31 protein-coding genes are annotated in these 26,436 nt (G+C 70.8%); 14 read left to right on the forward strand and 17 right to left on the reverse strand.

Features of this window, described 5'->3' with window-relative positions; translation table 11 throughout:
• The first annotated feature begins 71 nt into the window (after positions 1-71).
• Complete coding sequence (locus ACFV9J_RS02755; protein WP_385348741.1) at positions 72-440, forward strand: ATP-binding protein; 369 nt, start codon at positions 72-74, stop codon at positions 438-440.
• A 101-nt stretch (positions 441-541) separates the two neighbouring features.
• On the opposite strand, the gene ACFV9J_RS02760 is transcribed toward ACFV9J_RS02755, so the two are convergent.
• From ACFV9J_RS02760 to afsQ1, 5 genes are all read right to left on the reverse strand, one after another.
• A complete protein-coding gene (locus tag ACFV9J_RS02760; protein ID WP_003974070.1) occupies positions 542-745 on the reverse strand; it encodes a PspC domain-containing protein in 204 nt (67 codons plus the stop codon).
• A 95-nt stretch (positions 746-840) separates the two neighbouring features.
• Positions 841-1,392, reverse strand: coding sequence for a VanZ family protein (locus ACFV9J_RS02765; protein ID WP_385348745.1), 552 nt, complete (start codon positions 1,390-1,392; stop codon positions 841-843).
• Positions 1,393-1,535: 143 nt separating this feature from the next.
• The gene (locus ACFV9J_RS02770) at positions 1,536-2,147 is read right to left on the reverse strand and encodes a hypothetical protein (RefSeq protein ID WP_385348748.1); all 612 of its coding nucleotides are present in this window, start codon (positions 2,145-2,147) and stop codon (positions 1,536-1,538) included.
• A complete protein-coding gene (afsQ2, locus tag ACFV9J_RS02775; RefSeq protein WP_385348751.1) occupies positions 2,147-3,757 on the reverse strand; it encodes a two-component system sensor histidine kinase AfsQ2 in 1,611 nt (536 codons plus the stop codon). Before afsQ2 ends, ACFV9J_RS02770 begins: the two co-directional genes overlap by 1 nt.
• Positions 3,758-4,037: 280 nt before the next feature.
• Positions 4,038-4,715: a two-component system response regulator AfsQ1 gene (gene afsQ1 / locus ACFV9J_RS02780; protein ID WP_385348754.1), complete on the reverse strand. Its 678-nt coding sequence runs from the start codon at positions 4,713-4,715 to the stop codon at positions 4,038-4,040.
• A 208-nt stretch (positions 4,716-4,923) separates the two neighbouring features.
• Here afsQ1 and ACFV9J_RS02785 point away from each other — a divergent pair, with 208 nt between their 5' ends.
• Positions 4,924-5,682, forward strand: coding sequence for a SigE family RNA polymerase sigma factor (locus tag ACFV9J_RS02785; RefSeq protein WP_385348757.1), 759 nt, complete (start codon positions 4,924-4,926; stop codon positions 5,680-5,682).
• Positions 5,683-5,923: 241 nt separating this feature from the next.
• Here ACFV9J_RS02785 and ACFV9J_RS02790 read toward each other — a convergent pair whose 3' ends face one another.
• Positions 5,924-6,526: a uridine kinase gene (locus ACFV9J_RS02790; protein ID WP_385348898.1), complete on the reverse strand. Its 603-nt coding sequence runs from the start codon at positions 6,524-6,526 to the stop codon at positions 5,924-5,926.
• A 192-nt stretch (positions 6,527-6,718) separates the two neighbouring features.
• Between ACFV9J_RS02790 and ACFV9J_RS02795 the strand changes: the two genes are divergently transcribed.
• A complete protein-coding gene (locus ACFV9J_RS02795; protein WP_385348759.1) occupies positions 6,719-7,123 on the forward strand; it encodes a hypothetical protein in 405 nt (134 codons plus the stop codon).
• A gap of 21 nt (positions 7,124-7,144) precedes the next feature.
• Here the strand turns inward: ACFV9J_RS02795 and ACFV9J_RS02800 are convergent, their stop codons facing one another.
• Both ACFV9J_RS02800 and ACFV9J_RS02805 read right to left on the reverse strand, forming a co-directional pair.
• Entirely contained in the window at positions 7,145-7,396 is a 252-nt protein-coding gene (locus ACFV9J_RS02800) for a type II toxin-antitoxin system RelE/ParE family toxin (RefSeq protein WP_385348762.1), read from the reverse strand.
• Complete coding sequence (locus ACFV9J_RS02805; RefSeq protein ID WP_385348765.1) at positions 7,393-7,647, reverse strand: type II toxin-antitoxin system Phd/YefM family antitoxin; 255 nt, start codon at positions 7,645-7,647, stop codon at positions 7,393-7,395. The genes ACFV9J_RS02800 and ACFV9J_RS02805 overlap by 4 nt, the downstream gene beginning before the upstream one ends.
• A gap of 251 nt (positions 7,648-7,898) precedes the next feature.
• On the opposite strand from ACFV9J_RS02805, the gene ACFV9J_RS02810 reads away from it, so the two are divergent.
• From ACFV9J_RS02810 to ACFV9J_RS02835, 6 genes are all read left to right on the forward strand, one after another.
• On the forward strand, positions 7,899-8,039 hold the full coding sequence (locus ACFV9J_RS02810) for a hypothetical protein (protein ID WP_385348767.1): 141 nt from the start codon (positions 7,899-7,901) through the stop codon (positions 8,037-8,039).
• A gap of 6 nt (positions 8,040-8,045) precedes the next feature.
• Positions 8,046-8,183, forward strand: a complete 138-nt coding sequence (locus tag ACFV9J_RS02815; RefSeq protein WP_385348770.1) for a hypothetical protein — start codon at positions 8,046-8,048, stop codon at positions 8,181-8,183.
• 64 nt (positions 8,184-8,247) lie between these two features.
• Complete coding sequence (locus tag ACFV9J_RS02820; protein WP_385348773.1) at positions 8,248-8,886, forward strand: Tn3 family transposase; 639 nt, start codon at positions 8,248-8,250, stop codon at positions 8,884-8,886.
• Positions 8,887-9,350: 464 nt separating this feature from the next.
• Entirely contained in the window at positions 9,351-9,695 is a 345-nt protein-coding gene (locus tag ACFV9J_RS02825; RefSeq protein ID WP_385348776.1) for a hypothetical protein, read from the forward strand.
• Positions 9,696-9,789: 94 nt separating this feature from the next.
• The gene (locus tag ACFV9J_RS02830; RefSeq protein WP_385348779.1) at positions 9,790-10,473 is read left to right on the forward strand and encodes an ABC transporter ATP-binding protein; all 684 of its coding nucleotides are present in this window, start codon (positions 9,790-9,792) and stop codon (positions 10,471-10,473) included.
• Positions 10,470-12,623: a permease gene (locus ACFV9J_RS02835; RefSeq protein ID WP_385348782.1), complete on the forward strand. Its 2,154-nt coding sequence runs from the start codon at positions 10,470-10,472 to the stop codon at positions 12,621-12,623. The genes ACFV9J_RS02830 and ACFV9J_RS02835 overlap by 4 nt, the downstream gene beginning before the upstream one ends.
• A gap of 657 nt (positions 12,624-13,280) precedes the next feature.
• On the opposite strand, the gene ACFV9J_RS02840 is transcribed toward ACFV9J_RS02835, so the two are convergent.
• From ACFV9J_RS02840 to ACFV9J_RS02860, 5 genes are all read right to left on the reverse strand, one after another.
• Positions 13,281-13,439, reverse strand: coding sequence for a helix-turn-helix domain-containing protein (locus ACFV9J_RS02840; RefSeq protein ID WP_385348784.1), 159 nt, complete (start codon positions 13,437-13,439; stop codon positions 13,281-13,283).
• A 42-nt stretch (positions 13,440-13,481) separates the two neighbouring features.
• Positions 13,482-14,513: a hypothetical protein gene (locus ACFV9J_RS02845; protein ID WP_385348787.1), complete on the reverse strand. Its 1,032-nt coding sequence runs from the start codon at positions 14,511-14,513 to the stop codon at positions 13,482-13,484.
• Between the two features lie 38 nt (positions 14,514-14,551).
• On the reverse strand, positions 14,552-15,169 hold the full coding sequence (locus ACFV9J_RS02850) for a hypothetical protein (protein WP_385348790.1): 618 nt from the start codon (positions 15,167-15,169) through the stop codon (positions 14,552-14,554).
• Positions 15,170-15,611: 442 nt separating this feature from the next.
• Positions 15,612-15,821: a DUF397 domain-containing protein gene (locus tag ACFV9J_RS02855; protein WP_385348793.1), complete on the reverse strand. Its 210-nt coding sequence runs from the start codon at positions 15,819-15,821 to the stop codon at positions 15,612-15,614.
• The gene (locus tag ACFV9J_RS02860) at positions 15,800-16,648 is read right to left on the reverse strand and encodes a Scr1 family TA system antitoxin-like transcriptional regulator (protein ID WP_385348795.1); all 849 of its coding nucleotides are present in this window, start codon (positions 16,646-16,648) and stop codon (positions 15,800-15,802) included. The genes ACFV9J_RS02855 and ACFV9J_RS02860 overlap by 22 nt, the downstream gene beginning before the upstream one ends.
• Before the next feature lie 208 nt (positions 16,649-16,856).
• Between ACFV9J_RS02860 and ACFV9J_RS02865 the strand changes: the two genes are divergently transcribed.
• The 4 genes from ACFV9J_RS02865 to ACFV9J_RS02880 all read left to right on the forward strand — a co-directional run bounded on the left by ACFV9J_RS02865 (position 16,857) and on the right by ACFV9J_RS02880 (position 20,302).
• On the forward strand, positions 16,857-17,153 hold the full coding sequence (locus ACFV9J_RS02865) for a hypothetical protein (protein WP_385348798.1): 297 nt from the start codon (positions 16,857-16,859) through the stop codon (positions 17,151-17,153).
• Positions 17,153-17,374 (forward strand): hypothetical protein, encoded by a 222-nt coding sequence (locus ACFV9J_RS02870; RefSeq protein ID WP_385348801.1) that lies wholly within the window; start codon positions 17,153-17,155, stop codon positions 17,372-17,374. Before ACFV9J_RS02865 ends, ACFV9J_RS02870 begins: the two co-directional genes overlap by 1 nt.
• Positions 17,374-17,715 carry a hypothetical protein gene (locus tag ACFV9J_RS02875; RefSeq protein ID WP_385348901.1) on the forward strand — a complete coding sequence of 114 codons (342 nt, stop codon included), beginning with the start codon at positions 17,374-17,376 and terminating at the stop codon, positions 17,713-17,715. Before ACFV9J_RS02870 ends, ACFV9J_RS02875 begins: the two co-directional genes overlap by 1 nt.
• 532 nt (positions 17,716-18,247) lie before the next feature.
• Positions 18,248-20,302 (forward strand): bifunctional serine/threonine-protein kinase/glutamate ABC transporter substrate-binding protein, encoded by a 2,055-nt coding sequence (locus tag ACFV9J_RS02880; protein WP_385348803.1) that lies wholly within the window; start codon positions 18,248-18,250, stop codon positions 20,300-20,302.
• Positions 20,303-20,351: 49 nt separating this feature from the next.
• Here the strand turns inward: ACFV9J_RS02880 and ACFV9J_RS02885 are convergent, their stop codons facing one another.
• Genes ACFV9J_RS02885 through deoC form a run of 3 tightly spaced genes read right to left on the reverse strand, consistent with a single transcriptional unit; the run spans position 20,352 to position 23,753 of the window.
• Positions 20,352-21,275 carry an aldehyde dehydrogenase family protein gene (locus ACFV9J_RS02885; protein ID WP_385348806.1) on the reverse strand — a complete coding sequence of 308 codons (924 nt, stop codon included), beginning with the start codon at positions 21,273-21,275 and terminating at the stop codon, positions 20,352-20,354.
• Entirely contained in the window at positions 21,268-22,752 is a 1,485-nt protein-coding gene (locus ACFV9J_RS02890; protein ID WP_385348808.1) for an aldehyde dehydrogenase family protein, read from the reverse strand. Before ACFV9J_RS02890 ends, ACFV9J_RS02885 begins: the two co-directional genes overlap by 8 nt.
• A gap of 5 nt (positions 22,753-22,757) precedes the next feature.
• Complete coding sequence (deoC, locus tag ACFV9J_RS02895; RefSeq protein WP_385348904.1) at positions 22,758-23,753, reverse strand: deoxyribose-phosphate aldolase; 996 nt, start codon at positions 23,751-23,753, stop codon at positions 22,758-22,760.
• A gap of 114 nt (positions 23,754-23,867) precedes the next feature.
• Here deoC and ACFV9J_RS02900 point away from each other — a divergent pair, with 114 nt between their 5' ends.
• A complete protein-coding gene (locus ACFV9J_RS02900; protein WP_385348810.1) occupies positions 23,868-24,572 on the forward strand; it encodes a PH domain-containing protein in 705 nt (234 codons plus the stop codon).
• Positions 24,573-24,652: 80 nt separating this feature from the next.
• Here ACFV9J_RS02900 and ACFV9J_RS02905 read toward each other — a convergent pair whose 3' ends face one another.
• A complete protein-coding gene (locus ACFV9J_RS02905) occupies positions 24,653-26,305 on the reverse strand; it encodes a phospho-sugar mutase (RefSeq protein ID WP_385348907.1) in 1,653 nt (550 codons plus the stop codon).
• Between the last annotated feature and the right edge of the window lie 131 nt (positions 26,306-26,436).

The raw sequence follows: 26,436 nt of genomic DNA on the forward strand, positions 1-26,436 counted from the left end.
CATGGGGTGGGGCGTGTTTACGGTCAAGGACCGCTCACATCCCCGTCTCCCCATTACGAGGACGCATCTTCATGAAGCAGTCTGCTGCCAAGACCCTCGGTGTCGCCGCCCTCGGCGCCGCCTTCGCCGCCGCCGGCGCGGGCGCGGCCACCGCGGCCCCCGAGCTCCCGGACACCGCGCAGACGGTGGACTCCGTCGCCCGCACCCTCCCCGCGGAGACCGTCTCCCAGGTGGCGCCCGGCGCGGGCAACGTGCTGGAGCAGGGCCGCAGGATCTCCCACACCGGTCTGACCGCCGCGCAGCCGGTGGTCGAGCAGGTCGTCGCCGAGCAGCTCGCCGAGGGCCCGACCGAGCCGGTCGCCAAGCTGCTCGGCGGTGTGCCGCTGCAGGGGCTGCCCACCCAGGGCCTGCCGGTCAACGGCCTCCCGCTGGGCGGCTGAGCACCACCGCCTCCCCCATACGCGCCGAAGGGGCGCACCCGGTCGCCGGGTGCGCCCCATCGGTGTACCAGAGGGTGGTACGTCTTTCACCAGGCCGTCTTTCACCAGGCCGTACGGGCGGCCTTCTCCTCGGACGGGAGCAGGATCCACAGGGCCAGGTAGAGCAGGAACTGCGGGCCGGGCAGCAGGCAGGAGACCAGGAAGATCACCCGCATCGTGCCGGCGGAGGTGCCGAAGCGCCGGGCCAGCGCGGCGCACACTCCGCCGATCATGCGGCCGTGGGTGGGGCGGGCGAGGCTGGACATCGCGGCTCCTTCGTGAGCGGGTGGTTGGGGCTGCCCTCCGGCTTCCCCTTCATCTGCCCTCCACGCTACGGAGACGAACCGCACAAAGCGTCGCTCTACGGGGCGATACCGACCCTGGGAATCGTCGGGGTCCGACCCTGAGCGGGCTCCTCCTGGAGGAGGCCCGCCCGCCCGCCCTGCCGGTACCAGCGGCGGATCCGGGCCCGGCCCGCCGGGACGACGGCGAGGTGCGCGAGGGCCACGCCCACCGTGTTCAGCAGCACCGAGTCGATGTCGACGACCTGACCGGGCACCCCGGTCTGCAGCAGCTCGATGCCCACCGACAGCAGGGCGGCGGCGGCCGTGGTGCGCAGCAGGGACGCCAGCGGCGAGACGTGCAGCCGCCCGCCGGCCACCGGCAGCAGGACGCCGAGCGGTGCCAGCAGGGCCAGCGAGCCGCCGAGCGAACGGGCCGCCGCGCGCCCGCCCAGCGCCAGGTCGGCGCGGATCCCGGCGAACGGCTCCAGATTGGGCGGCAGTACCCAGGGGACGTCCAGCGGCCGCAGCGCGTACCAGGCGACGAACGCGAGATGTGCGACCAGGAGAACACTTCCTGTCACACGGATGCGGAGCGCGGCGCTGCCGCCGAGGAACCCATGACGCTGCACGTCCCCCTAGACGCGCCCCCCGCCGTGCGCGGTTCCGGGCTCTCCCACGCAAGGGTGAGGCTTGCGCCACACGGCCCCCGCGGGGCCTTCGCGCGGCACCCCGTGCCCCGTGCCCCGTGCCCCGTGCCGCGCGGCGCGGGCCGTCAGCCGCCCGTGACCTCGTCGGCGGGCGGTTCGTTGCTGCCCGGCCGGGCCCGGACCTCGTCCGTGCAGGAGTAGCGGCGGGCGGACCGGTCGGCGGGCCCGGCCAGGATCACCGAGCCGTCGCCCTCGGCCGCGGCGGAGTCGGAGAAGGTGCACACCACCTGCGCCAGCGCGTACGAGGTCAGGTCGTCGGGGTCGGTACTCAGCCGCAGCGTGTCCTCGGGGTCGCCGGAACGCGGTCCCGTCACCACGATCCCGCGGCGCACGTCCGACGTGTAGCCGGCCTCCTTCTCCGCGGCCGACGGCTGTGCCGCCAGCTCGTCCAGCAGCCCCTGGGCCACCAGCACGCGCCGCCCCGAGTCCGAGGCGCCGTCCGGCACCCGCACCGTGCGGTCCACGGCCACCAGCGACGAGCCGCACAGCAGGAACACCTGCGCCGGCAGCCCGGGCGTGGTCCGCGTCGACACGTCCGGCTCGGCGAGCGAGCAGCGCACCCGCGACGGCGCGGGACCGTAGTCGGTGGGCACCTCGGTGGCGCGGATGCCGCACCCGGTCAGCAGCACGGCCACTGCCGCGAGCCCGGAGAGGGCCGGCAGCCGGCGTACGGTCATCAGACCTGTCCCTTCGCGTCCTTGCCCCGGTCCTCGGTCTCCTCGTCGGCCCCGCCGTCCTCGTCGGCGGGCGGCGACGGGTCCTGCGGCAGCCGCAGGGTGAACACCGCACCGCCCTCCGGGGCGTTCTCCGCGGTGATCTCACCGCCGTGGATGTGCGCGTTCTCCAGGGCGATGGACAGACCGAGCCCGCTGCCCTCGGAGCGCGGCCGGGAGGCGCTCGCCTTGTAGAAACGGTCGAAGACGTGCGGCAAGACGTCCTCGGGGATGCCGGGACCGTTGTCCCGCACCCGGATGACGATCTCGTCGTCCGCCCGCGCCACGGACACCCTGACCGGCGACCCGCCGTGCTTGAGGGCGTTGCCGATCAGGTTGGCGAGGATGACGTCGAGGCGGCGCGGGTCGAGGCGGGCGTGGACGCCGCGCTCGGCTTCCAGGTCGACGGCGTCCAGCCAGGCCCGGGCGTCGATGCAGGCGGTGATCTGGTCGGCGACGTCGACGTCGTCCAGGACGAGGCGGGCGGTGCCCGCGTCGAAGCGGGTGACCTCCATCAGGTTCTCCACCAGGTCGTTGAGGCGCCGCGTCTCGCTCACCACCAGCCGCACCGCGGGCTCGACCATCGGGTCGAAACTCCCGCCCTCCCCCTCGCCCTCGCCCGCGTACTCCAGCTCCTCCTCCAGCACTTCCGTCACCGCGGTGAGCGCCGTCAGCGGTGTACGCAGCTCATGGCTCATGTCCGCGACGAAGCGCCGGGAGGCCTGCTCCCGGCCCGCCATGTCCGCGACCCGCTTCTCCAGGTTCTCGGCGGCGCTGTTGAACGTCCGGGACAGGTCGGCCAGTTCGTCGGTGCCGGACACCCGCAGCCGGGTGTCCAGCTTCCCCTCGCCCAGCCGCCGCGCCGCGATCCCGAGCCGGTGCACGGGCTTCAGCACGGTCGTCGCCAGGGCCTGCGCGAGCAGCGCCGAGCCCAGCAGGGCGAGCGCGGTGGCGATCCCCAGCGACCAGGCGAGCGAGTTCAGGTCCTTCGCCTCCGGTTCCAGCGACTTGAGCATGTAGCCGGTCGGCCCGCCGCCGATCACCTTCGTGCCGGCCACCAGGTACGGGGTGCCGTCGTCGGTCGTCCGCTGCCAGTACAGGTGGTACGGGTGCTTGTTGGCCGAGGTGACCTTCTGCTCCTTGTTCACGGCCGTGCGCAGCGACTCGGGCACGTCGGACAGCGCGAAGCCGCCCAGGCCGCCGGAACTGCCGTACACGGCGGTGCCGTCGGCGTTCTCGGCGACCAGCAGCACCGAGAACCGCTGGCTGCTGTTGGCCATCTGGCCCGCGGTGTGCTGCACCTCGTCCTGTGTCGGGTGCTCCGGCAGCGCGCCCGCCCGGTTCTGCATCTCCTGCTCGAAGTCCCGCAGCACCGCGTCCTGGGTACGGGTCAGCACCGCCTCCCGGTTCAGCCAGTACGCGATGCCGGACGCGGACACGGCGGCGGTCAGCGCGACCAGACCGAAGACGAGGACCAGCCTGAGACGCAGGCTGGTGAAGCGCAGCCCGGACCAGAAACCCTTGCGCGCCGCGGTGAGGCCGCCGCGGGTACCCCCCTGGTGCTTCTGTGTCACGGAACCTCCGGGGACGCCCCCGGTTGGGCAGCCGGAGGAGGGAAACGAGCTTCTGTGGACCTGGGGACAGGGCATTCGTCCCGAAAGCGGGAATCCGCCCTTGCGGTTGGGTACGCTGACCATCGTGCGTTGCGAGAGCCAAGCACGTGCGATTCCCTTGTCCTTTCGGGCAACCGGGCAGGTTCCGTCCCGGCTGGTGCTGAGAGCGTCAGTCTCCTCCGCTCGCTGAGCGAAGGAGCTGCTTGAGCCAGGAATCCCCTTGCCTTTGCCGGGGGAGGGTTCAATGAGGCGGATCCAGTCGATAGCCGACTCCGCGCACGGTGCGAATCAAGGTGGGGGACGACGGCACGTCCTCGACCTTGGCGCGCAGCCGCTGCACGCACGCGTCCACCAGCCGGGAGTCGCCGAGGTAGTCGTGCTCCCACACCAGCCGCAGCAACTGCTGCCGGGACAGCGCCTGCCCCGGCCGCCGGCTCAGCTCCAGCAGCAGCCGCAGCTCGGTGGGCGTCAGCTGGAGGTCCTCGCCGTTCTTCGTCACGGTCATCGCCGAACGGTCGATGACCAGACTGCCGAAGCTCGCCGAGTCGGTGGACTCCCGCTCCCCGCGCCGCAGTACGGCCCGGATCCGGGCGTCGAGGACCCGGCCCTGGACGGGTTTGACCACGTAGTCGTCGGCGCCCGACTCGAGACCGACGACCACGTCGATGTCGTCGTTGCGCGCGGTCAGCAGGATGATCGGCAGCTGGTCGGTGCGCCGGATGCGGCGGCACACCTCGAAACCGTCGATGCCGGGCAGCATCACGTCCAGCACGATCAGGTCCGGCCGCTGCTCGCGCAACAGCTTCAGACCGTCCTCACCACTGGCAGCGGTGGCCACCCGGTGGCCCTGGCGGGTCAGGGAGAGCTCCAGGGCCGTACGGATGGCGTCGTCGTCCTCGATCAGCAACAGGGAAGGCACGCGCTCATTCTGGCCCATGAGGGGGCCGGTGTTCGACCTGCGGGTGCGGTTGGGGTCCCACGACGCCGCCGGACCCTGTGAAGGAAGGGTGGTGCAGCGGTGACGGACCCCTGTGACAGCTCTGTGACAGTCGGCGGACACGGCCATGAAGTCGCCGGGGCAGGCTTTTCGTCACAGGCAACCGGCAGTCCACGACGGGGGGCGCGAGATGAACACGCTGAAGGGCACCAACACCAGCGCAGTGGTCACGCGTCTGCACGACGTGCACGCACACCGGGGCTCGGAGAAGTCCGGTGCCGTGAGCGGGCGGGGGTGCGCTCGCGGCACCGGGCGTCAGCACACCGTGTACATGACGGTGGTTGACGCGAACAAGGGGGAAACGGGGAGCAAGGGGGAAACGGGGAACACGGGGGACGCGGGAGACCGGGGGGAGCGCCGTTCCCTGTCGGAGGCGGAGTTCACCGCCTACGTCCAGGAGCGCCGCTCCTCCCTGTACGCGACCGCGTACCACCTCACCGGCGACCGCTTCGAGGCCGAGGACCTGCTGCAGAGCGCGCTGTTCTCGACCTACCGGGCGTGGGACCGGATCAGTGACAAGGCGGCGGTCGGCGGATACCTCCGCCGCACCATGACCAACCTGCACATCAGCGCCTGGCGGCGCCGCAAGCTCAACGAGTACCCGACCGAGGAACTGCCGGAGACGCCCGGCGACATGGACGCGATGCGCGGCACCGAGCTGCGCACCGTCCTGTGGCAGGCGCTCGCCCGGCTGCCCGAACTCCAGCGCACCATGCTGGTCCTGCGCTACTACGAGGGCCGCACGGACCCGGAGATCGCGGACATCCTCGACATCAGCGTCGGCACGGTGAAGTCCAGCATCTGGCGGTCGCTGCGCCGGCTGCGCGAGGACGAGGTCCTCAGCTTCGGCCGTGACCAGGAGGACGCCTTCGGCGAACTGGTCGCCTGAAGGTACGGGCCGGGGGGACCGGCCCGAGGGGGCGGGGCCCCGTGAAAAAAGTTTCGAGTCGGGGTGTATCAGGGGGAGGGACCCGGGCTCTTACTCACGGGGAAGCACCACGGGGGAACAACGGGGGACACGGGGGACGGGGATCACGGGGGATCCACGGGGGTGGAAAGGGAGCGGGACTGGAGGGCCGGGGGGTCCGTCCAGTCCCGCTTCTGCGTGCGGGGACAGCGGGGTGCAGGCGCTACGCGGCCGTACGGCTGGTGGCGCACCGGCCCGCCGCCGCGGCCGCCAGCCGGCCCATCGCCTCGGCCCGGTCGCAGGCGTGGGCGCCCAGGGCGGTCTGCCGGGCGATGACCGACCGCTCGAGACGCATCAGCCGCCAGCCCCTGCGGAGCAGGAACGGCACGGACTTGCGGCCCTCGCGCAGGTCCCGCAGGAACCGGCGGCGGAAGGTCGTCAGCGGGCCCCGGCTCAGGCACAGCGCGTCGGCCAGCACGCCCAGTTCCCGGCAGCGGTCCACCAGCTCCGCGGCGAAGATGCCCTCCGCGAGGAACAGCGGCGTCCGGCCGATGTCGACGGTCTCCTCGCCGGTGCGGGCGCTCAGCGAGATGTCGTAGACGGGCACGCCGGTACGGCCCGTGCGGCACAGCTCCCCGATGGCGGCGACCGCCGCGTCCGCGTCCCACGACGCCGGGTGGTCCCAGTCGATGTCGGAGCTGAGGGGCACCGTCGGCAGCGTCGGGTCGGTGCCCTCCTTGTAGAAGTCGTCGAGGCGCAGCACCGGGAGGCCGGAGTGCGCGGCGAGGAGGGACTTGCCGGAGCCGGAGGGGCCGCAGAGCAGCACGACTCGCGTCGGTATGGGCGGATGGGAGCTCACGGGACACCAGTCTGAGGCATCCGACGGCCGCCGTACGACCCCGCGGGTGGACTTTGCCGCACGCGTCACATTTCGATTGCGCTGCGCGGTGACCTGATCACGGTGTGCGCTGTTGTCAGGGCAGTCCGTAGCAATCCACACCAAGAGGTGGCAGCAGCGATGGCCCGACACGCGTCCCCCCGCACCCCGCACGCACAGCGCGCCCTGGTCGTCCTCGCGGCCGCCGGTGCCGCCCTGGCCGCAGGAGCGGCGACGGCTTCCGCGGACAGCGGCGAGACCATCGCCGGTCTGGCGCACACCCGCCCCACGTCCCTGGGCAACATCGACCCGCAGGCGGGCCTGGCGGCCGTGACCGGCACCGTCGGCTTCGTCACCGGCCCGGTCGCCGACCTCAAGCCCAACCCGCTGGCCGGCACGGGCGTCGACCCGCTGGACAACGGCGTCGGCACCAAGGTCGCCGACTTCCAGCCGCTGACGTCTACGGCGCTGACCGGCCCGGTCGCCCAGGCCCAGTCGCTGGGCGCCGTGCCGGTGGTGGGGGAGGTGACGGGGCTGCTGCGCTGACGTGACTGTCCGGGCGAGAGGTCAAGCGGTTCGGCCGAGGTGGGTCACCAGGATGCGAATGACGTCAACGTCGATGGCGTAGAGGACCCGGTGCTCACCGATGCGCAGTCGTCGTAGCTCGGCTGATCCATAGGGGACCGAACCCGTGGGCCGGGGGTCGTCCGCCAATGTGGCGATGGTGTCCAGCACCACTGCGAGGCCGCCCGGGTCATCTTCAGGGAACCGGGCGGCAGCGTTGAGAGCCTGTGGCTCGAAGGTGATCTCGTAGGTCACTTCTGCTCGAGCCCCAGTCGCCTGCGCACCTCGGCCATAGGGATGCCCTCTCCGAGCGTGCCCTCCGCCTTGCGGCGCTGGTAGTCCGCCACCGCCAGCGCGTCCTCCAGATCCTCTATCACCTGGGGCGACACGAGGAGGGCGGCCACGTGCCCGTGGTCGGTGAGCGCGATGGTCTCGCGGCCATGGGCGGCGCGGCGCACGAGGTCGCCGAGCTGGGAACGGGCGGCGCTGATGGCGATCCGAGTCATGCCTGCATGATGTCACAAGATTCCACTTGTGAGCGATTCATCTATGGAGTGATCATGTTCCCTGCGCTGCCGGTGGGGGCCGAGCCGTTCCGTGGAACCGGAAGGAGTATGGGCGGGCTGTCGGGACTACGGGACGGTTTCGGCCGAGGCGATCGCCGAGTGGTACGACGGGCACGGACGCCATCTCACGGGGTCCCAGTAGTTCTCGCCGAGAAAACAACGCTAAGCCGCGCGGTAGCGCCTGATCTGGGGTGATCTCAGGGAAACGGCGCGGTGGCCGGGGGCGGCTCGGTAGCGTCGCGGGCATGCTGAGTGCCGACGAACCGCCGCTGAACGACCTGACCGACGAGCAGATCCAGAAACTCCTGGGCGAGGTCGCCCCGAAGGTGTGAGAGCTGATGGAGGGGGTCACCCTCGCGATCGACTACTACAAGGCCGGTGGCTACGAACGGGAGACATGGAATCGGCTCCGCGACGGGCTGTCGCACGGGGCGATGAACCTGATGATGATGCTGTCCGGATCCGCGCACCCGTAAAGGGCTCGGGACTGCGAGCGGGCGGTACGGGGAGACGGCGGGCATCACGCTGCGCGAGGACGGGATGCGCGAGGCGCTTCAGCAGCAGGTCGCCAAATGGCCGCTGCTGACGAAGAAGGCCAACCTGGACCTGGTGGCGGACCACTGGGACGACCTGCTCCGCCTCGCCGGATCCTTGGAGTACGGGCACGCCACCGCCTCGCTGATCGTGGGCAAGCTGTCGGCGTCCTCCCGGCAGAATGGCCTCGCGGCAGCGCTGAAGGAGTATGGGGCGATCCGGCGCACGATCTACGCGGCCCAGTACCTGTCGGACGAGGGATACCGGCGCAAGATCGCCCGGCAGCTGAACAAGGGCGAGTCGCTGCACGCCCTGCGCCGCCAGCTCCACTATGCCCGCGAAGGCAAGATCACCAGGCGCCGGCCCGAGCAGCAGAACGAGCAGGCGTGGTGCCTGACCGTCGTGACGAACGCGTTCGTGTGCTGGCACACCGAGTACATGGGTCTGGCTGTCGACGAACTGCGTGATGCGGGCCGTGAGGTGGGCGCCGAGCTCCTCGCGCACGTCTGTCCGGCCCGCAGCTCCGCAGTGAACAACTACGGCTCCATCACCGTTGACTACGAACGCGAACTCGCCCAGCTCGACGACAAGGGCCATCGACCACTGCGGACCGTGGCCGCTGATGATCCGATCGTTGGATTATGAGGGTGAGCCGTCAGGGTGTGGAAGCAGTCCCTCGGACCCTGAGACGTGGCCTGTGGGGGTTGGGCCGACCGCTGCCCTCCGAGGAGCTGGCGCGCGGAAGGGGGGAAGGCGAAGCTGCCCCTGCCTGCCTCGGTACGGCCGCGTCCGAGGAGGTCAGGGCTGCAAGAGCAGTACTTCACCCAGGATTGCTCGGCCGCTCGGAGTCTGATTGGTTCAGGCCAATTCCCGCACGACTTCGGGCCGGAGACTGTCATTCCGGTCAGTGGCCGCAGTCGGTACGACATCCTTGGCGTCCGGGGCGTGCGTCCCTGCCGGCTGTCGATTCCGCTTTTTCTCACGCTGTGGCGTGAAGCGATCTACGGAGCGTTGCTTGAACGGGGTTCAGTGAGCCTATGATCTCGCTCCCGCCCGGTGATCCACGTCAGATCGGCGTGGGCAGGGCGTTGATTTGGAGGGGAATCAACTTGCGTAGGACGAAGTTCGTTGCTGCCGCACTGCTGACCGCCGCACTTGCCGTTCCCACGGCAACTGCCGCTGCGGCCTCCGCCTATGGCGGGGGCGCGCACGCCTGGTCTCCCGCGAAGGGCGACTCGGGACGCATAGCCGTGAAGGACAACAGCGGTGACGGCGACCCGGTGAAGGCCGAGTACTACCGGGCCAGCTCCGCGGGTACCAAGCGGACCCTGTGGAACCACAGCGGGTCCGGCACCACCGTGTACTCGGGTGACGGTTCCAAGATCTACAAGTTCAAGGCGTGCGACGAGAACAACTGGGCCGACGACGACTGCTCCGGCTGGGTCATCCCCTGATCGGAGTCTCTTCCAGCGGCTCTTGCCGCCCCCTGGCCGGGGTCCCGGACGGGGGGCGGCACACCCATTCCTCCCACAGAACGGCGCCACACTGGTGGAACAGAACTCCCAAGGGCTGAGCATCGTCGATCTCAGCTACCAGGTCGACGGTCGCAAGCTCCTCGACCGTGTCAGTCTCACTGTCGCCCCGGGCGAGTCGGTTGCCGTGACCGGCCCGAGCGGTTCGGGGAAGTCGACTCTGCTGATGTGTGTTCTCGGGCTGATCAAGCCCGACTCCGGGACCATCCGTGTTGGCGACCGCGAGTTGACCGCGCTTTCCAGCGGCAGACTGACGAAGGCGCGCCGCGAGTTGCTGGGCATGGTCTTCCAGTTCGGTGAACTTCTGCCCGAACTGACGCCGGTGGAGAACGTGGCACTGCCCGTCCTGCTCGGCGGCGGAGAGCACCAAGAGGCATACCGGCGTGCTGCGAGCCTTCTCGAGGAACTGGGCGTACCTGCAGGCTCGACCCCGACCGGAATGCTGTCTGGGGGGGAGCGGCAGCGTGCGGCCGTGGCGCGTGCGCTGATCGCGCGTCCTGCCGTGCTTCTCGCCGACGAGCCGACCGGCGCGCTTGATCCGGAGGCGAAACAGGATGTCGCGCGTCTGCTGTTCACCACGGCGCGCCGGCACGACTGTGCACTGCTTCTCGTCACGCATGACCAGTCGGTGGCCGAGCAGGCCGATCGTCGGCACGAGTTGCGCAACGGTCTGCTCACCGAAGCGGGGGTGGGGTCGTGAGCAAGCGTGCGGGCCGACAGATGATGCGCATCGGCCTGGCGGCCGGACGTTCCACTCCGGGCGAGCGCACCCGGTGGTGGGCTCTGTTCGCGGCCGCCGCGGCACTCGCCGTCGTCGCGACGGCGACCGTCGCCGTTGTCGCCACGTATGCCGGACGTCAGGAGCGGGCCGACGCCCGCAGCTTCGTCCTGATGACCGAGGCCGAGGGCGCGGACGCGGCGGTGCTGGAACGAGTGGACACCGTCAAGGCGTTCCAGCACACCGTGTTGTATGTGCATCAGCTCCGGGAAGACGCCCTGCCTCCGTCGGGACTGCCGAAATGGCCCGAACCAGGCCAGGTCTACCTCTCACCGGAACTCGTCCGCCAAGGCGAGGACGACGGTGTCACGAGCCGGTACGGGACGTTCGCGGGGACCGTCGGGTCCGAGGGCCTGGTTTCACCGTCGGAACGTCTCGCCTACGTCGGGATCGCCCACGTACCCGACCCGGACAGTGCCACGGTGCTGTACGCACACGGATACGGCAACGGATCCACCTCCGGCATCGAGATGCTCAACCAGCGTCCTTTGTGGTCCCCCCTGGGCACTCTGTGGGCCTCGATCGGTCTGCCTGCGCTGGCCCTCACCGTGGTCGCCGCACGAGTCGGATCGTCGACGCGCGACCGGCGCACGGCCCTTCTGCACGCCCTGGGCGCCGGACGGTGGCACCGCAGCCTGGCCGCCGTCGCGGAAGCAGCCGTGCCGACGGTGCTGGGAACATGCGCCGGAGCCGTCCCGTACGTCCTCGCTTCCCTGTGGGACGTGCGGCTTCCGCCCACCGGCTACATCCTGAGCCACACCGATCTCCAGAGGGGCCTTGTGCAGGCGGCGGCAGCGCTCGCCCTGTCTCTGGCCGTGGTGGTGGCCGTTGTCGTGGGAACCAACAGGTTGCAGCGAACCCGGACCTCGACCCGGCCCACCGCAGACGGCTCGCGCGTCCCGTGGTGGCGTGTCGTCCTGTGCGGCGTCGGCGTGGCGATCGTGGTGACCAGCCAGTATCTCGACCGGCGCTTTGCCACCCCCATGTTCATGGTCGGTACGGTGGTGATGTGGGCCTTCCTGCCGTCCGTGGCGGGTGCCCTCGTGCGGCGTGCGGGAACAGCGATCGCCCGAGCCGGGTACCGGCGCGGAAGGGCAGGACGCATCATCGGCGGCCGGTGGACAGCCGCCCACCCCGGCGTCATCGTCCGCCTGACGGCATCGATGGTGATCGGGCTGGGCCTCATCGCACAGATGCAGCTGTGGGCCAGCAGGTCCAGTGACGGGGCCGACGCGGCGCGCGCCAGCTACGCGAGAGTCGGGGACACCGTGATCGACGTCCGTGCCGACGACATGGACGCGCAGGACACGAAGGACCTGGCCCAGGCCCTTCCCGCGGGGTCACGGATGCTGAAGGCCACCACGTCGTACGTGGGGCCAGAAGCCGTACAGCACACCCTTCTGCAGGCACCGTGTCCGACCCTGAAGTCTCTCGGACTGTCCTGCACGAGCACGCCGTCGCCCGTGCGCGCGGACAGGAACGCGAAACTGCAGGAACTGGTGCGCTGGCATCCCAACGCGCGAGTCCAGGCGGCCCCATCGCTGAGTGTCACGAAACCCGAGGAATCCCTCATCGTGATCACTCCTCACCGGGGCCTGCTGCCGGCCGTGAAGGAGGCGGCGTTCACCCGGATGGCCAGCGCCGAACCACCGGGACTGGCATGGGTGGCGGGCAAGGAGATGCGAGAGAACGCCAACAACTGGATCCTGCTGTTCGGGATCCCCGGTCTCGTCGTCCTCGCCGGTGCCGCCGGAGTGAGCGCGGCATCGGAGTTCTCCCGCATCAGAAAGACGCTCCCCGCCATCAGCGTCCTGGCCGGAACTCCACACATCTTCCGGTCGGTGGCCCGCTGGCACTTCACCTTCCCATTGATCATGTGTACCGCGTTCTCGGTGGCCGTCACGTCCTGGCACTCCCTGTTCTTCATCACCATCGTCCAGGAAGGCCATGTCTCGTGGATGGTCCTCACTCTGGGCGCCGCCGTGTGCGCCGCGCTGTCCGCCGGCATCGGAACACAAGCGGCACGGTCGGCGGCGCGTGCTGCCGGAACATGGAGGCCGACAGCCGACTGATCGCAAGGGAGCCGACAGCAGGGCCTCCGAGTGGCGGTTGAGTTGCTCCGTCGGCGGAGTTCAGCCGGGCAGCGCCAGACTCGGACCAGCGAGAACTTCCCCCGGGGCCGACAGTGTCAACCTTCCGTCAGGCCCTGGCCCCGGGGACCGATGCGGCGAAGCCGGGGAAGGAGCGGAGTGTCCCCACAGGGCGGGGCGGGGCAGACCGCAGACTCCAGTGTCACCGTGACGGCGGTGAAAAGCCGGCGCCCGGCGAAGACCTCGTCGAGCTCTGCCAGCGCGGTGAGGTGCTCGGCGTGGAACCGCGGATCGATGTCCGCGACCACCCACACCGCGACATCGGCCGACAAGGCATGGGCGTACGTCAGCTGGCAACCATTCGCCCGCACTCGTCACGGGCGGCCAGATCCAGCCGCAAGCCGCCGACGAGCTGCTCGTGACCGCGTTGACCGGTGTGAGTCCACCGCTCACCGAGCACGACTTCCCGGCCGACAAGAGCCAGACACGACACGCCCAGACAGGATGCGAGCCGGTGGAGATTCCCGGCCGGCCAGTGATGCAGATCCCTCTCGCAGGGCCACATCTGTCGGGGGTCACCGACGACCTGATAGCTCGTCGGCGGCCCGAGCAGCACTCGGCGCGTACGCGCCTCCGTCATCACCGGCGAAACGAGTCAGTACGCAGGGCGCCGCCCCGGGACCGGCAGGTCACCCCGGCATGGGCATGGAGGCCGTGCACGCCGCCGTAGGGTCGGCGGGTCTCCTCAGCCAGTGCCCGAATGAAGGCACCGGCCTCGTACTTCGTCTTCCTCGGCATCTCTGCTTTCCTCCCCGTTGCCTGACCACACGCCTCGGCGTGTCAGCGCAGCTGCATGTCGTCGTGAGCGGCGACGCGACCCAGCTCGACGATGTTGTCCGGCAGTCTCCACCACATCAGCCTGGGCGCGGAGGCAGCACGTTGCTTGATGTCGCACCGCCAGGCCTTCGCCCCGTCGTCGCGGACACGCGGCGCGGTGCCTCCACCGTCGCTGGAACGCATCCGCCGCACCCTGCGCGCGACGTTGTCGACGACCCGACCGGTGAGAACCTCGACCACGACATCCAGGATCTTGCTCCGGTCGACCAGCTCGATCGCCTCCAGTGAGGACATCCAGTCCCGCCCCAGCCGGTAGGGCGCGAGCGGACGCTGTTCACGCTCGGCTTCGGAGACGGTGGTGAGCCAGCGCTGTTCGACCTCATGGCAAAACTGCCGCGCTGGATCGGCGTACACCGCCACCAGCTCCGGCCCGGCGCTCTCCCGCGCCGTGCGCAGCTGCTTGGTGAGCTTCCGCACCTGCTGGCGCAGGTCGGCGATCACAGCGTCCTTCTCCCGCAGCAGCCGCTCCCTGTCCGCAAGATGAGCGGCGAACCGGTCCAGCTCAGCCTCGCGCCGGACAGCATCCCCACGGTCCTGTCGGGCCGACTCGTCCTCGCCCCCTGGGGCGGGCACCACGGTCAAAGGGGCGGGTGTCCGGGCGGGCATGTCTGCGGCGCTGCGCAAGTGGGCAGTGATCTGCCCGAGGGCCACATGGGGCCGGGCTGGGGCGACCTGGATCAGGGGGTGGCGCTGCCAAGGATCGGCACGGGTGGCATCGGGCAGGTAGACGCGCACAGCACCGCCCCACGCGCTGAGCTTGTCCAGGTGTTTCGACAAGGTCCAGCTGGCCGCGTCGTCGGCCATGACCGCGATCTCCGCAAGCTCTCCGGCCTGCTCGCGCAGTGCGTCCGCATCGAGCAGCGGGCGGTCACCGACACGGTGGGAGGTGGAGACCAGCACCAGGGGTCGAATGCGCGCAGGATCGAAGACGCGCTCCACGAACGCGACGGCCGTCGCCGCGTCCACCACCCACACCGGAGGAACTGTACGGGCTGTAGCTCTGGCTCTGCCCGTCACGGCTGCTCGCCGGTGGCTGCCCCGCCGAGGACTGTCGCCAGGCTGTCCTGGGCCTTGGTGACGGTGCTGCGGGCGTAGCCTGTGCGTTCGGCGATCTCGGTGGGTCCCATTCCGGACGCCTGTGCCAGCGGCAGGGCCTCGCGCAGCGACTTCTCCGCCTTCGCCGTGGCCTGGCGGGCTGCGATCCGGTCCGCCGCGGTGACGGCGAGGGCGCGATGTGCGGCGGCGCGATGCTCGTCGAGGCTGTCCATCACGCCGGGTTTCCACACCACGCCCGCCTCGGGAAAGCGGTGCTTCAGCTCCTCCTGCAGCGCGAGAGCGCCGGCGGGGCTGTTCGCCGGGTACGCCGACAGGTCGATCACGGCAGCGCCCTCGTCCTCGCTGTCGGTGACGGTGTCGTCGGCATGGGCCGTCCACCACCAGGCGGCGTCGAGCGGGGCGCCGTCTGCTGCGTGCACCTCGATGCGCCACTCGCCGAGGGCGTCGATACCGAAGCTGACCGTGTGCGGCGTCCCGGCCTCCACCAGCGGCACAACGCCGGAGATGTCATCTCCGAGGCCGAGTCTGCTGGAGCCGACACCGGGTCCGGCAGTTGTTTGCTGCCCCTCGGACATTTGTCGTCCCCCTCCACGAACAGGGCGTCACCCTACGACGCGTCATGCCCTCTGCGGGCGAGAACCGGCGAAGCCGTACTCGACCGGTCGGGCTTCGGCCTCAGCGCGTCGCACCCCGACGGGCTGTTTCATAGGCGACCCCTGTTTCAACACCGGGCGCCGACGGCATCGCCGCAGGTGATTCTGTCTCACGGTAACTGAGCAACGGGATCACGCTGCTGTGCGACCGGACTCGGAAGCATGGCAGGGGTGCCCCGGTCGCAGGGGTCGGTGCCGGCTTCCGGCTGGAGGGCGCCAGCCTCATCAACGGTGCGCAGACGGTGAGCGCGGTGCACCGGGCCATGCGCCAGAAGCCCGGCAAGGCGGCCCTCGGGAGGCTCCTGGTGCGGATCATGTCCCTGGAGGACTGCCCGGGGACTTCGGCGACCGTGTCACGGTGCCCCTACAGAGATCCGCCCTTGACACCATCGACGAAGGGCTGCCATGCGGCGGCATTCAGTGTCAGGACGGGACCGGCCGTACTCTTGCTGTCACGGACGGGGACCGCACCGGGGAAGTCGTCGCAGACCTCGACGCATTCACCCCCCGCTTGCCCATCGCTGTACGAGGACTTGCGCCAGCAGGCGGCGCTCAGATCCCGGGTGACTCGCATGGTTCGCAGTTCTCCAACATCGCCTCGATCAGGGCTGCGGACTCTCGGGGCGAGAGCGCGCAAGCTTTCTTCAGATCGTACTCTCGCATGTGTCGCGCGACGGCTTCCCGGTCGTCGATGATCTCGCCGTAGCCGGCGCCTTCCTGGTACATGGTGGTCGAGTTGTCCGGGAGGGTCAGCAGGATGAGGGTACCGCTCATCAAGGCACACGTGTCCGCTTCGAACGGGCTCACCTGGATGGTCGAGTGGCGCGCGTTGACCAGCGGCAGCAGCGCCGCGAGCTGCCCGCGCATGACTGCTGGACCGCCTACGACCTGCCGTAGTGCCGCTTCACCGAGGATCCACCAGAAGCCCGGCGGGCAGTCCCGCCGCAGGACTTCCTGGCGGCCCAGGCGGGCTGCCACCAGGGCGTCGATCCCCCTCGTGCTCATCCCCACCTCCCCCGCGGTGAACAACGCGCGCATGTAGGCCTCGGTTTGGAGCAGGCCGGGAACGAGACTCGCACCGAAGGCCTGAATCCGCACCGCCTTCGCCTCCAGCTCCAGGCAATGGTCGAACCGCCTCGGCGTGTGCTCCCGCTTCACCACCCCCCACAGCCCCTGGAACAGCGCCCCCGTCCCGAAGGCCACGTCCAGCTTCTCCGAGAGCGGCGGCAGGGGAAGCCGTTCCCCCGTCTCCACGCCGTGCAGGTGCGTCTTGCTGTAGTTGACGATGTCGGACAGCCGGTCCAGCGACAGGCCGGCGGCCTGTCGTTGGCGGCGCAGCTCGACGCCGTACAGGTCGCGGGCGGAGTGGGCGGGTTCGAGATCCCGGGCGGGCTGGGTCATGGTCGGTGCTCCCTTGCCGTGCGCTGTGTGCCGTGGCGGCGTTCCGTTCCGCCTGCCGGGAGGAACGGGCACCGCGACCAACGTAGTCGCGGACGGTGACATGGTGACCGCGAAACGTAGGACATGCCAGGTGGCGGCCGTTCCGTAGCCCGGTTCGGAACACCGTCACCCTGGCCCGCGCCGCCGCCCTGCCGGAACGCTGGACGGCGTGAACAGTGAGAAGCGGCACGAAGCCGCCCCCGTCTCCTCCCGCGCCGGGCGCCCCGACCTGGAGGCGACCCGGCTCCCGGTCGGTGAACTCGCCCACGACGTACGGCAGGAGAGGTGCGGAATCGTCATGGACCACCAGGACGGACTGGTGTGGCTGCGCCCGGAGCGCGGAGGTACGGAGTGGACGGCGGTGCCGGGCGAGGTACAGCCGCTGAACGTCCACGAACGGGCGGAGGAGCTGATGCGGACGAGGCTGACCAGGGCGAACGCCCGCAGCAGAGGGGAGGTTCTCTGATGGTCACGGACAACGTGCGAGACGCCGAACGGGCGTGTGAGGAGTTGCGCGACGCGCTCGGGGCGGCCGGGGTCACGTTGCCGTCCCTCGGACTCGACGCCGTCTCGTGTGCCGGGTCCGCTCCGCTCGCGCTGATCGACCTGGGGCGCTGCAACGTGGCCACGGTCCGGGCGCTCGCCGCCGCGCTCCGGTCCGGCCGGGAGGAGGGGGCCACGGCGTGATGTTCGCCCCGTCCGTCGAGCGCCCGTGGCGGGACGTGTGGCCGGTGGCCGCACAGGCCGGTGACGGCAACGCCTGGGTGACGGGCGCGTGCTGGATGTACTGCCGGCGTGAGGGCGTGGCGGTGCTGTGGATCGGGTCCGTGACCACGCCCGGTGCGACGGGTGACGTGTACGCGTGCGGCCCGTGCGTCGCGGAGATCGACCACATGGTGCGCGTCCAGTCGCATCAACGGGACCGCGTCGCCGACCGGGGCGAGCGGCCAGGAGCCGGCGACTGCTCCGGTCCGCCGTCCCCGGCCGGTCCCGGTGCCGTCCGGCCCTCTCGTCCGTACCCTCTGTGACTGGTTCTGTGCGCGTTGTCGGAGTGGGGGGGTGTGTCGTTGACTGAACGCTCCCCAAGGAGATGTCGGTACTGGTCGCCGGCCAGGACCCACCCTCTGTGCCCTCCGAGCTCGTCGTCGGGCCTCACCCCCGAGAAGCCGGCGGCGCTCAAGCCCGGGGAGGCGTACGTGTGGTCGGGGAAGGCAACGGACGAGGCGTTCACCAGGGGGGCGGTCAAGATCGACTGTCGGCCCAGGGTCACCCGGCACGGGGGTGCGACCCTGACCGCGCTGGGACGGTGATCGACGGTACTTGTGGAGAAGGCCGTGGCTTCTGCGGCGGGACGGGAGTCCGCGGCCCCGCAGGACGTGTTCGGAGCCCGGTGTCCGGCCGGGCTCGGCTCCACGCCGGGAGGCGGGTCTCCGCGCTGCCGGACCGTGCCTGTTGTGCCGGTTCGCCCTGCTTGTTCTCGCGCGGATTCTCCAAGCCGTCATGGCGGCCGTCTAATCTGTGGTGATCCACGTTTCGCGCAAGAGGTGCCAGGGGGCCGGTGTGCACAACGACGACGGAATCAACGGGACCGGTGGCAGCGCAGGTGGGCCTCCCGAGGATCGTGCTTCGGCTCCCCACCTGGTTATCGAGGGCCGCTACGAGCTGCTGGAGCCCATCGGCAGCGGCGGCATGGGCGAGGTCTGGAAGGCCCACGACCGGCGGCTGCGCCGGCTCGTCGCCGTGAAGGGGCTCCTCGACCGCAGGGCGATGACCCCGGACACGCAGAAGGACGCGATGCAGCGGGCCCGCCGCGAGGCGGAGGCCCTGGCCAAGATCGAGCACCAGAACGTCGTGACGGTCCACGACCAGATCGAGACCGCCGACCAGGTCTGGATCGTGATGAAGCTGCTGGAAGGGCGGTCGCTGGCCGACCTGTTGAGCCGTGACCGGGTCCTCGGCGTGCCCAGGGCCGCGGAGATCGGTCTCCAGATGGCGCAGGGACTGCGGGCGGTCCACGAGGCCTCGGTCCTGCACCGCGACGTCAAGCCGGGCAACGTCCTGGTGCGGGACGGCGGCCAGGTGGTGCTGGTGGACTTCGGCATCGCCACCTTCGAGGGCGCGGACCGGGTCACCCGGTACGGCGGAATCATCGGCACGCCTCCCTACCTGGCGCCCGAGCTGTTCGCCCCCGTCACGCCGGGCCCCACGCCCGCCTCCGACCTGTGGGCGCTGGGCGTCACGCTGTACGAGATGGTCGAGGGACGCCTGCCCTTCGCCGGTAACGAGGTCTGGGAGGTGCAGGCGAACATCCAGCAGTCGCCCGACCCCGTCCTGCGGTACGCCGGCCCTCTCGGCCCCGTCATCCAGGCGCTGTTGGTCACGGACCCCGAGCGCCGGCCGGACGCGGCGTCGGCGGAGGAGATGCTCCGGGAGGTCCTCGCGGACCCCGGCACGCCGACCCCCGCGCCCGCCTCCACCCCCGTACACCCGCCCACGGCCCGGCCCACGCCGCCCACGGCCGGGACCACGCCGCCCGCCTCACGGACCACGCCCGCGGCGCCCGCCTCGACCTCCGGCGGTGCCGGTGCCGGTGCCGGTGGCGGAGCCGAGTTCGTCCCGCCCGTGGCCGACTCCTCCGGTGCCGCCCCCTCCGAGCCGTCGGCCGCGTCGCGCGGCCGGTTCCGGGGCTGGAAGGTGGCGGCGGCCGCGGCGTGTGTCGTACTGCTGGCCGGTGGTGGCTGGTTCGTCTCGCGGGGCGACTCCGGGGGCAAGCAGGACGACGCCTCCGGGCAGCAGGGAGGGGGAGCCGCCGGGGGTGACGCTCAGCAGGCGTGGGAGCAGTGGAAGAGCGCCAGGAAGAGGCTGACGATCGGGGCGAAGGAGGATCAGCCCGGGCTGAGCTTCTACAACAAGGACACCGGCGTGTGGAGCGGGTTCGACGTCGACATCGCCTATGCCCTCGCGGACAAACTGGGCTACGACAAGGCCCAGGTGGACTTCTACGGGGTGACCACGGCCAACCGGGCGAGCAAGCTGAAGAACGGGGAAGTGGACCTCGTCGTCGCCTCGTACAGCATGACGCCCGAGCGCGAGAAGCGGGACGGGATCAGTTTCGTCGGCCCCTACTACAAGGCGGGCAGCAGCCTCCTCGTCCGCAAGAACTCCGCGAAGTACGACCTGGGCGAAGCCGTCGACGTGAAGCGGAACCAGGTCGAGGTGTGCACGGCGCGGGACTCCACGTACGCGGACAGGCTGAAGGAGGACGGGTACACCACGGGGAAGTGGCAGCCCGACACCTACAAGGAGTGCGTGGAAAGACTGCTGGACAAGCGCTCGAGCGTGTACGCGGTCGCCTCGGACGACGTGCTTCTCGCCGGGTACGCCCAGAACGATCCGGCGCATCTGAAGCTGCTGCCCAGCGGCGCGGGCACGGAACCCTACGGGGTGGCGATGCGGAAGGACGACCCTCTCCTGAAGAGCAAGGTGTGCTCGGGGCTCCGGGAGATCCTGGCCGGAAAGGAGTGGGCGGAGATGTACATGAAGGACCTGTCCCCGCTGACGGGACGGAAGACCGCACCGAGCAGGCCCGAGCTGAGGCCGTGCTCGGCCCAGTGAAGACCGCGGCTCCTCCGGACGGGGAGGAGCCGCGGCCCGTCGGCGCCGGTCAGTACGACGAGCCGGAGACGCCCAGCGCGCCCGTCGGGTGCCAGACCGTCTTCGTCTCCAGGAACGCCGTCATGCGGTCCGTGCCCGGGGTCGCGGACCAGGCCGCGTTCGCGTCGTCCACAGGCTGTGGACGCAGGACGCGCATGAGGTTGTCCGCCGCCGCGATCTCCAGGTCCTTCGCCAGCTCCTCGTCGGCGCCCGCGAGGTCGATCGCGTTGACGTCCTGGTGGGAGGCGAGGGGGGTGGCGATCTCCGCCGTGCGGCCGGAGAGGATGTTGACCACGCCGCCGGGGAGGTCGGAGGTGGCCAGGACCTCGCCCAGGGAGAGGGCGGGGAGGGGGGACTTCTCCGAGGCCACCACCACTGCCGTGTTGCCGGTCGCGATGATCGGGGCGACGACGGACACCAGGCCCAGGAAGGACGACTTCTGCGGGGCCAGGACGGCTACGACGCCGGTCGGCTCCGGGGAGGAGAGGTTGAAGAAGGGGCCCGCGACCGGGTTGCCGCCGCCGACCACCTGGGCGATCTTGTCGGTCCAGCCCGCGTACCAGACCCAGCGGTCGATCGCGGCGTCCACCTGGGCCGCCGCCTTCGACTTCGACAGGCCCTCCGCGTCGGCGACCTCCGCGACGTACTGGTCGCGGCGGCCCTCCAGCATCTCGGCGATCCGGTAGAGGACCTGCCCGCGGTTGTACGCCGTCGCGCCGGACCAGCCGCCGAACGCCTTGCGCGCGGCGACCACCGCGTCACGGGCGTCCTTGCGGGAGGAGAGGGGGGCGTTCGCCAGCCACTTGCCCTTTCCCGCCGCGGCAGCGGCTGATGTCCTCGTGGTCACCTCGTACACCCGGCCGCTCTCGGAACGCGGGAACTTCCCGCCGACGTACAGCTTGTAGGTCTTCAGCACGCTGAGTCGCTCAGACATCGAGGTACGCCTCCAGGCCGTGGCGGCCGCCCTCGCGGCCGAAGCCCGACTCCTTGTAGCCGCCGAACGGCGACGTCGGGTCGAACTTGTTGAACGTGTTGGACCAGATCACACCCGCACGGAGCTTGTTCGCGACCGCCAGGATGCGCGAGCCCTTCTCCGTCCAGATGCCCGCCGACAGGCCGTACGGCGTGTTGTTGGCCTTGGCGACCGCCTCGTCCGGCGTGCGGAAGGTGAGGACGGACAGGACCGGGCCGAAGATCTCGTCGCGGGCGACCGTGTGCGCCTGGGTGACGTTCGTGAAGAGCGTCGGGGCGAACCAGTAGCCGGCGGTGGGGAGTTCGCAGGCCGGGGACCAGCGCTCGGCGCCCTCCGCCTCGCCCTGGTCCGCGAGGGCGGTGATCCGGGCCAGCTGCTCGGCGGAGTTGATCGCGCCGATGTCCGTGTTCTTGTCCAGCGGGTCGCCCAGGCGGAGGGTGGTGAGCCTGCGCTTCAGGGAGTCCAGGAGTTCGTCGTGGATCGACTCCTGGACCAGGAGGCGGGAGCCCGCGCAGCAGACCTGGCCCTGGTTGAAGAAGATACCGTTGACGATGCCCTCTACGGCCTGGTCGATCGGGGCGTCGTCGAAGACGATGTTGGCGCCCTTGCCGCCCAGCTCCAGGGTGAGCTTCTTGCGGGTGCCCGCGACCGTGCGCGCGATCTGCTTGCCGACCGCCGTGGAGCCCGTGAAGGCGACCTTGTTCACGTCGGGGTGCGCGGTGAGCGCCGCCCCGGCGCGGCCGTCGCCGGTGATGATGTTGACGACGCCCTTGGGCAGCCCGGCCTGGCGGCAGATGTCCGCGAAGAACAGGGCGGAGAGGGGGGTCGTCTCGGCGGGCTTCAGGACCACCGTGTTGCCGGTGGCCAGAGCCGGGGCGATCTTCCACGCCAGCATCAGGAGCGGGAAGTTCCAGGGGATGACCTGGCCCGCCACGCCCAGGGGGCGCGGGTTCGCGCCGTAGCCCGCGTGGTCCAGCTTGTCGGCCCAGCCCGCGTAGTAGAAGAAGTGCGCGGCGACCAGGGGGAGGTCCGCGTCGCGGGTCTCCCTGATCGGCTTGCCGTTGTCCAGGGTTTCCAGGACGGCCAGCTCCCGGCTGCGTTCCTGGATGATGCGGGCGATGCGGAAGAGGTACTTCGCACGCTCCGCGCCGGGCAGCGCCGACCACTTCTCGAAGGCCTTGCGGGCGGCCCTCACGGCGCGGTCGACGTCCGCCTCGCCCGCCTCGGCGACCTCGGAGAGGACCTCCTCGGTGGCGGGGGAGACCGTCTTGAAGACCTTGCCGTCGGCCGCCTCCGTGAACTCGCCGTCGATGAACAGGCCGTAGGACGGTGCGATGTCGACGACCGCGCGGGACTCGGGTGCCGGTGCGTAGTCGAACGCCGGTGCGGGTGCGGGTGCGGGTGCGGGTGCGGGTGCGGATGAGGGTGCGGGTGCCATGTCGATCAGTCCACCGTCACGTAGTCGGGGCCGGAGTAACGGCCTGTGGCCAGCTTCTGGCGCTGCATCAGCAGGTCGTTGAGGAGCGAGGAGGCGCCGAAGCGGAACCAGTGGTTGTCCAGCCAGTCCTCGCCCGCCGTCTCGTTGACCAGGACCAGGAACTTGATCGCGTCCTTCGCGGTGCGGATGCCGCCGGCCGGCTTCACGCCCACCTGGACGCCGGTCTGGGCACGGAAGTCGCGGACCGCCTCCAGCATGAGGAGCGTGTTGGCGGGTGTCGCGTTGACCGCGACCTTGCCGGTCGATGTCTTGATGAAGTCCGCGCCCGCCAGCATGCCGAGCCAGCTGGCGCGGCGGATGTTGTCGTACGTAGACAGCTCGCCGGTCTCGAAGATGACCTTCAGACGGGCGGCCGTGGCGCAGGCCTCGCGCACGGCGGTGATCTCGTCGTACACCTTCAGGTAGTGCCCGGCGAGGAACGCGCCGCGGTCGATGACCATGTCGACCTCGTCCGCGCCCGCCGCCACGGCCTCGCGCACGTCGGCCAGCTTCACGGCGAGGGAGGCGCGGCCGGCCGGGAACGCCGTGGCGACCGAGGCCACCTTCACGCCGGAGCCGGCGACGGCCTCCTTGGCGGTGGGCACCATGTCGGGGTAGACGCAGACGGCCGCCGTCGCCGGGGCCGTGCGGTCGGTCGGGTCGGGGCGGACCGCCTTCGCGCCGAGCGCCCGGACCTTGCCCGGGGTGTCCGCGCCTTCCAGCGTCGTCAGGTCGACCATCGAGATGGCCAGGTCGAGGGCGTACGCCTTCGCGGTGGTCTTGATGGATCGGGTGCCGAGGGAGGCGGCGCGCGCCTCCAGGCCGACGGTGTCTACGCCGGGCAGTCCGTGGAGGAAGCGGCGCAGGGTGCTGTCGGACGCGGTGACGTCGGCGAATCCGTGTGCGGGTCCGTTTGCGGGGTCCTGTGCGGGTCCGTTTGCGGCGGGTGCGGTGGTGGGCATGGTCACCAGACGAGCATATCTACGCGCGTAGCGGTCTGTACAGCCCCGCAGGCTCGTCCGATGTAGCGGCACCGCATGTGAGCGCCGGGCGGGGCGTCGGGCACAATCGGCAGCATGACCACCCCGGAGCCCCAGTCATCCTCGCCGCAGCCCTCGGGACCCGTGTCCAAGGACCGGGCCTACCGCTCGCCCGCTGGTATCTCCGGGGGCGTGCTGGTACTCGCCCTCGCGCTGTGGCTCGGCATCGACGCCCTGGTCACGGGCGAGGGGGACACCCGCTGGAAGGCGCTCGCGGCGCTGGTCTTCCTCGTGCCGCTCGTCGCCGCCTACACCGTGCGGCCCGCCGTCTTCGCCAACGAGGACCGGATGCGGGTGCGTAATCCGTTCCGCGTGATCGTGCTTCCCTGGGCGCAGGTCGAGTCGTTCCGGTCCGCCTACTCGAACGAGGTCTTCACCGAGGGCGGCGACAAGTATCAGCTGTGGTCCATTCCCGTCTCGCTGCGGGGGCGCAAGAAGGCCGCGCGGCAGGAGGACCGGCGGCTCGCCGGTGGTGGCGGTGGGCGCAGGCGCGGGAGCGTGCTCGGGGGCATGGGGCAGTTCGGCTCGCGGGGTGGTGGCGCCGGGTCCTCGTCCGTCGAGGCCGACGGACCGGTGCGGGCCGAGGCCGACAAGGTCATGGACGAGCTGCGTGAGCTGTGGGAGGCGCGGAAGGCTGCCGAGGGCTCGCAGGGCGGGGTGACGGTGCGGTGGGCGTACGAGATCGTCGTGCCGGTGGTGGCGGGGGCGGTGGCGCTGGGGGTGCTGTTCGGGGTGGGGTGACGTGTGGTGCGTGTGGTGCGTGTGGTGCGTGTGGTGCGGGTGGGAGAGTGTGGCCGGGGGTGCTTTGCACCCCCGGCTTTTTAGATGCCCGCCGTCGTCGACAGGTCGCGCTTCAGTGCCGTCAGCAGGTCTGCAGCCTTGGCGCGGGCCGCGGGGAGGCCGGCGGGCTCGGCCACCGGGACGACCACCTCCAGGTAGCACTTCAGCTTGGGCTCCGTGCCGCTCGGGCGGACGATCACCCTGGCTCCGTCGAGCGTGTAGCGCAGGCCGTCCGTGGGCGGGAGGGTGTCCGTGCCCCGGGTGAGGTCCTCCGCGGTGGTGACGGGGAGGCCCGCGAGGGTTGCCGGGGGCTGTTCGCGCAGGCGGTGCATCGCGGCGGTGATGAGGGAGAGGTCCTGCACGCGGACCGAGAGTTGGTCCGTGGCGTGCAGGCCGTGCTCGACGGCGATGTCGTCGAGGAGGTCGAGGAGGGTGCGGCCGGCTTGCTTGAGGGTGGAAGCCAGTTCCGTGATCAGGAGGGCCGCGGTGATGCCGTCCTTGTCGCGGACGCCCTCCGGGTCGACGCAGTAGCCGAGGGCCTCCTCGTAGCCGTAGCGGATGTTCTCGACTCGGGCGATCCACTTGAAGCCGGTGAGGGTTTCGACGTGGGGGACGTTCGCCTTCGCGGCGATGCGGGCCAGGAGGGACGACGAGACGATCGACTCCGCGAACGTGCCGTGCGCTTTGCGGGTGACCAGGTGGGCGGCGAGGAGGGCGCCGACCTCGTCGCCCCGGAGCATGCGCCAGCCGGTGGGCTCCGCGGCGTCGGGTACGGCCACTGCCAGGCGGTCCGCGTCCGGGTCGTTGGCGATGATCAGGTCGGGGTTCGCCTCCCTCGCCGTCGCGAAGGCGAGGTCCATCGCGCCGGGCTCCTCCGGGTTGGGGAAGGCGACGGTGGGGAAGTCCGGGTCGGGGTCGGCCTGCTCGGTGACGAGGGTGGGGCTCGGGAAGCCGGCTCGGGCGAAGGCGGCGAGGAGGGTGTCCTTGCCTACGCCGTGCATCGCCGTGTAGACGGTGCGGGCGGTGCGGGGGGAGCCGGGGGCGAGGACGGCGTCCGTGCGGGTGAGGTAGGCGTCGAGGACGTCGTCGTCGAGGGTCTGCCAGCCGGTGCCGGGGCGGGGGACGTCGTGCAGGGTCCGTACGGCGTCGATCTCGGCGGCGATGTCGGCGTCGGCGGGGGGCACGATCTGGGAGCCGTCGCCGAGGTACACCTTGTAGCCGTTGTCCCGGGGCGGGTTGTGGCTGGCGGTGACCTCCACTCCGGCGACCGCGCCGAGGTGGCGGATCGCGAAGGCGAGGACGGGGGTGGGGAGGGGGCGGGGGAGTACGGCCGCCCTGAGGCCGGCGCCGGTCATGACGGCGGCGGTGTCGCGGGCGAAGTCGGCGGACTTGTGGCGGGCGTCGTAGCCGATGACCACCAGGCCGTCGTGCCGGCCCTGCTTCTTGAGGTACGCCGCGAGGCCGGCGGCGGCGCGGATGACGACCGAGCGGTTCATGCGCATCGGGCCGGCGCCCAGTTCGCCGCGCAGGCCCGCGGTGCCGAACTGGAGGGTGCCGGAGAAGCGTGCGGTGAGCTCGGCGTGGTCCTCGGCGTCGATGAGGCGGGCGAGTTCCGCGCGGGTGTCCGCGTCGGGGTCCTCGGCCAGCCATGCCTTGGCTCGTGCGAGGAGGTCGTCGTCTTGCACGTCGGTCAGCCTCTCGGGTGTCGGTGGCGTGTGGTGCGGGGTGGATGCCTGCGGCGGCCTGTGGGGGTTGGGTGGGGGTGCGCGTAGCGCCGTTTGTGCGGTGGGTGGGTCGGGGGGGCGCCGGGGGGTGTCCGTCCTCG

Origin of the sequence: Streptomyces sp. NPDC059906, assembly GCF_042730645.1 — a bacterium.
GTDB lineage: Bacteria > Actinomycetota > Actinomycetes > Streptomycetales > Streptomycetaceae > Streptomyces > Streptomyces rubrogriseus.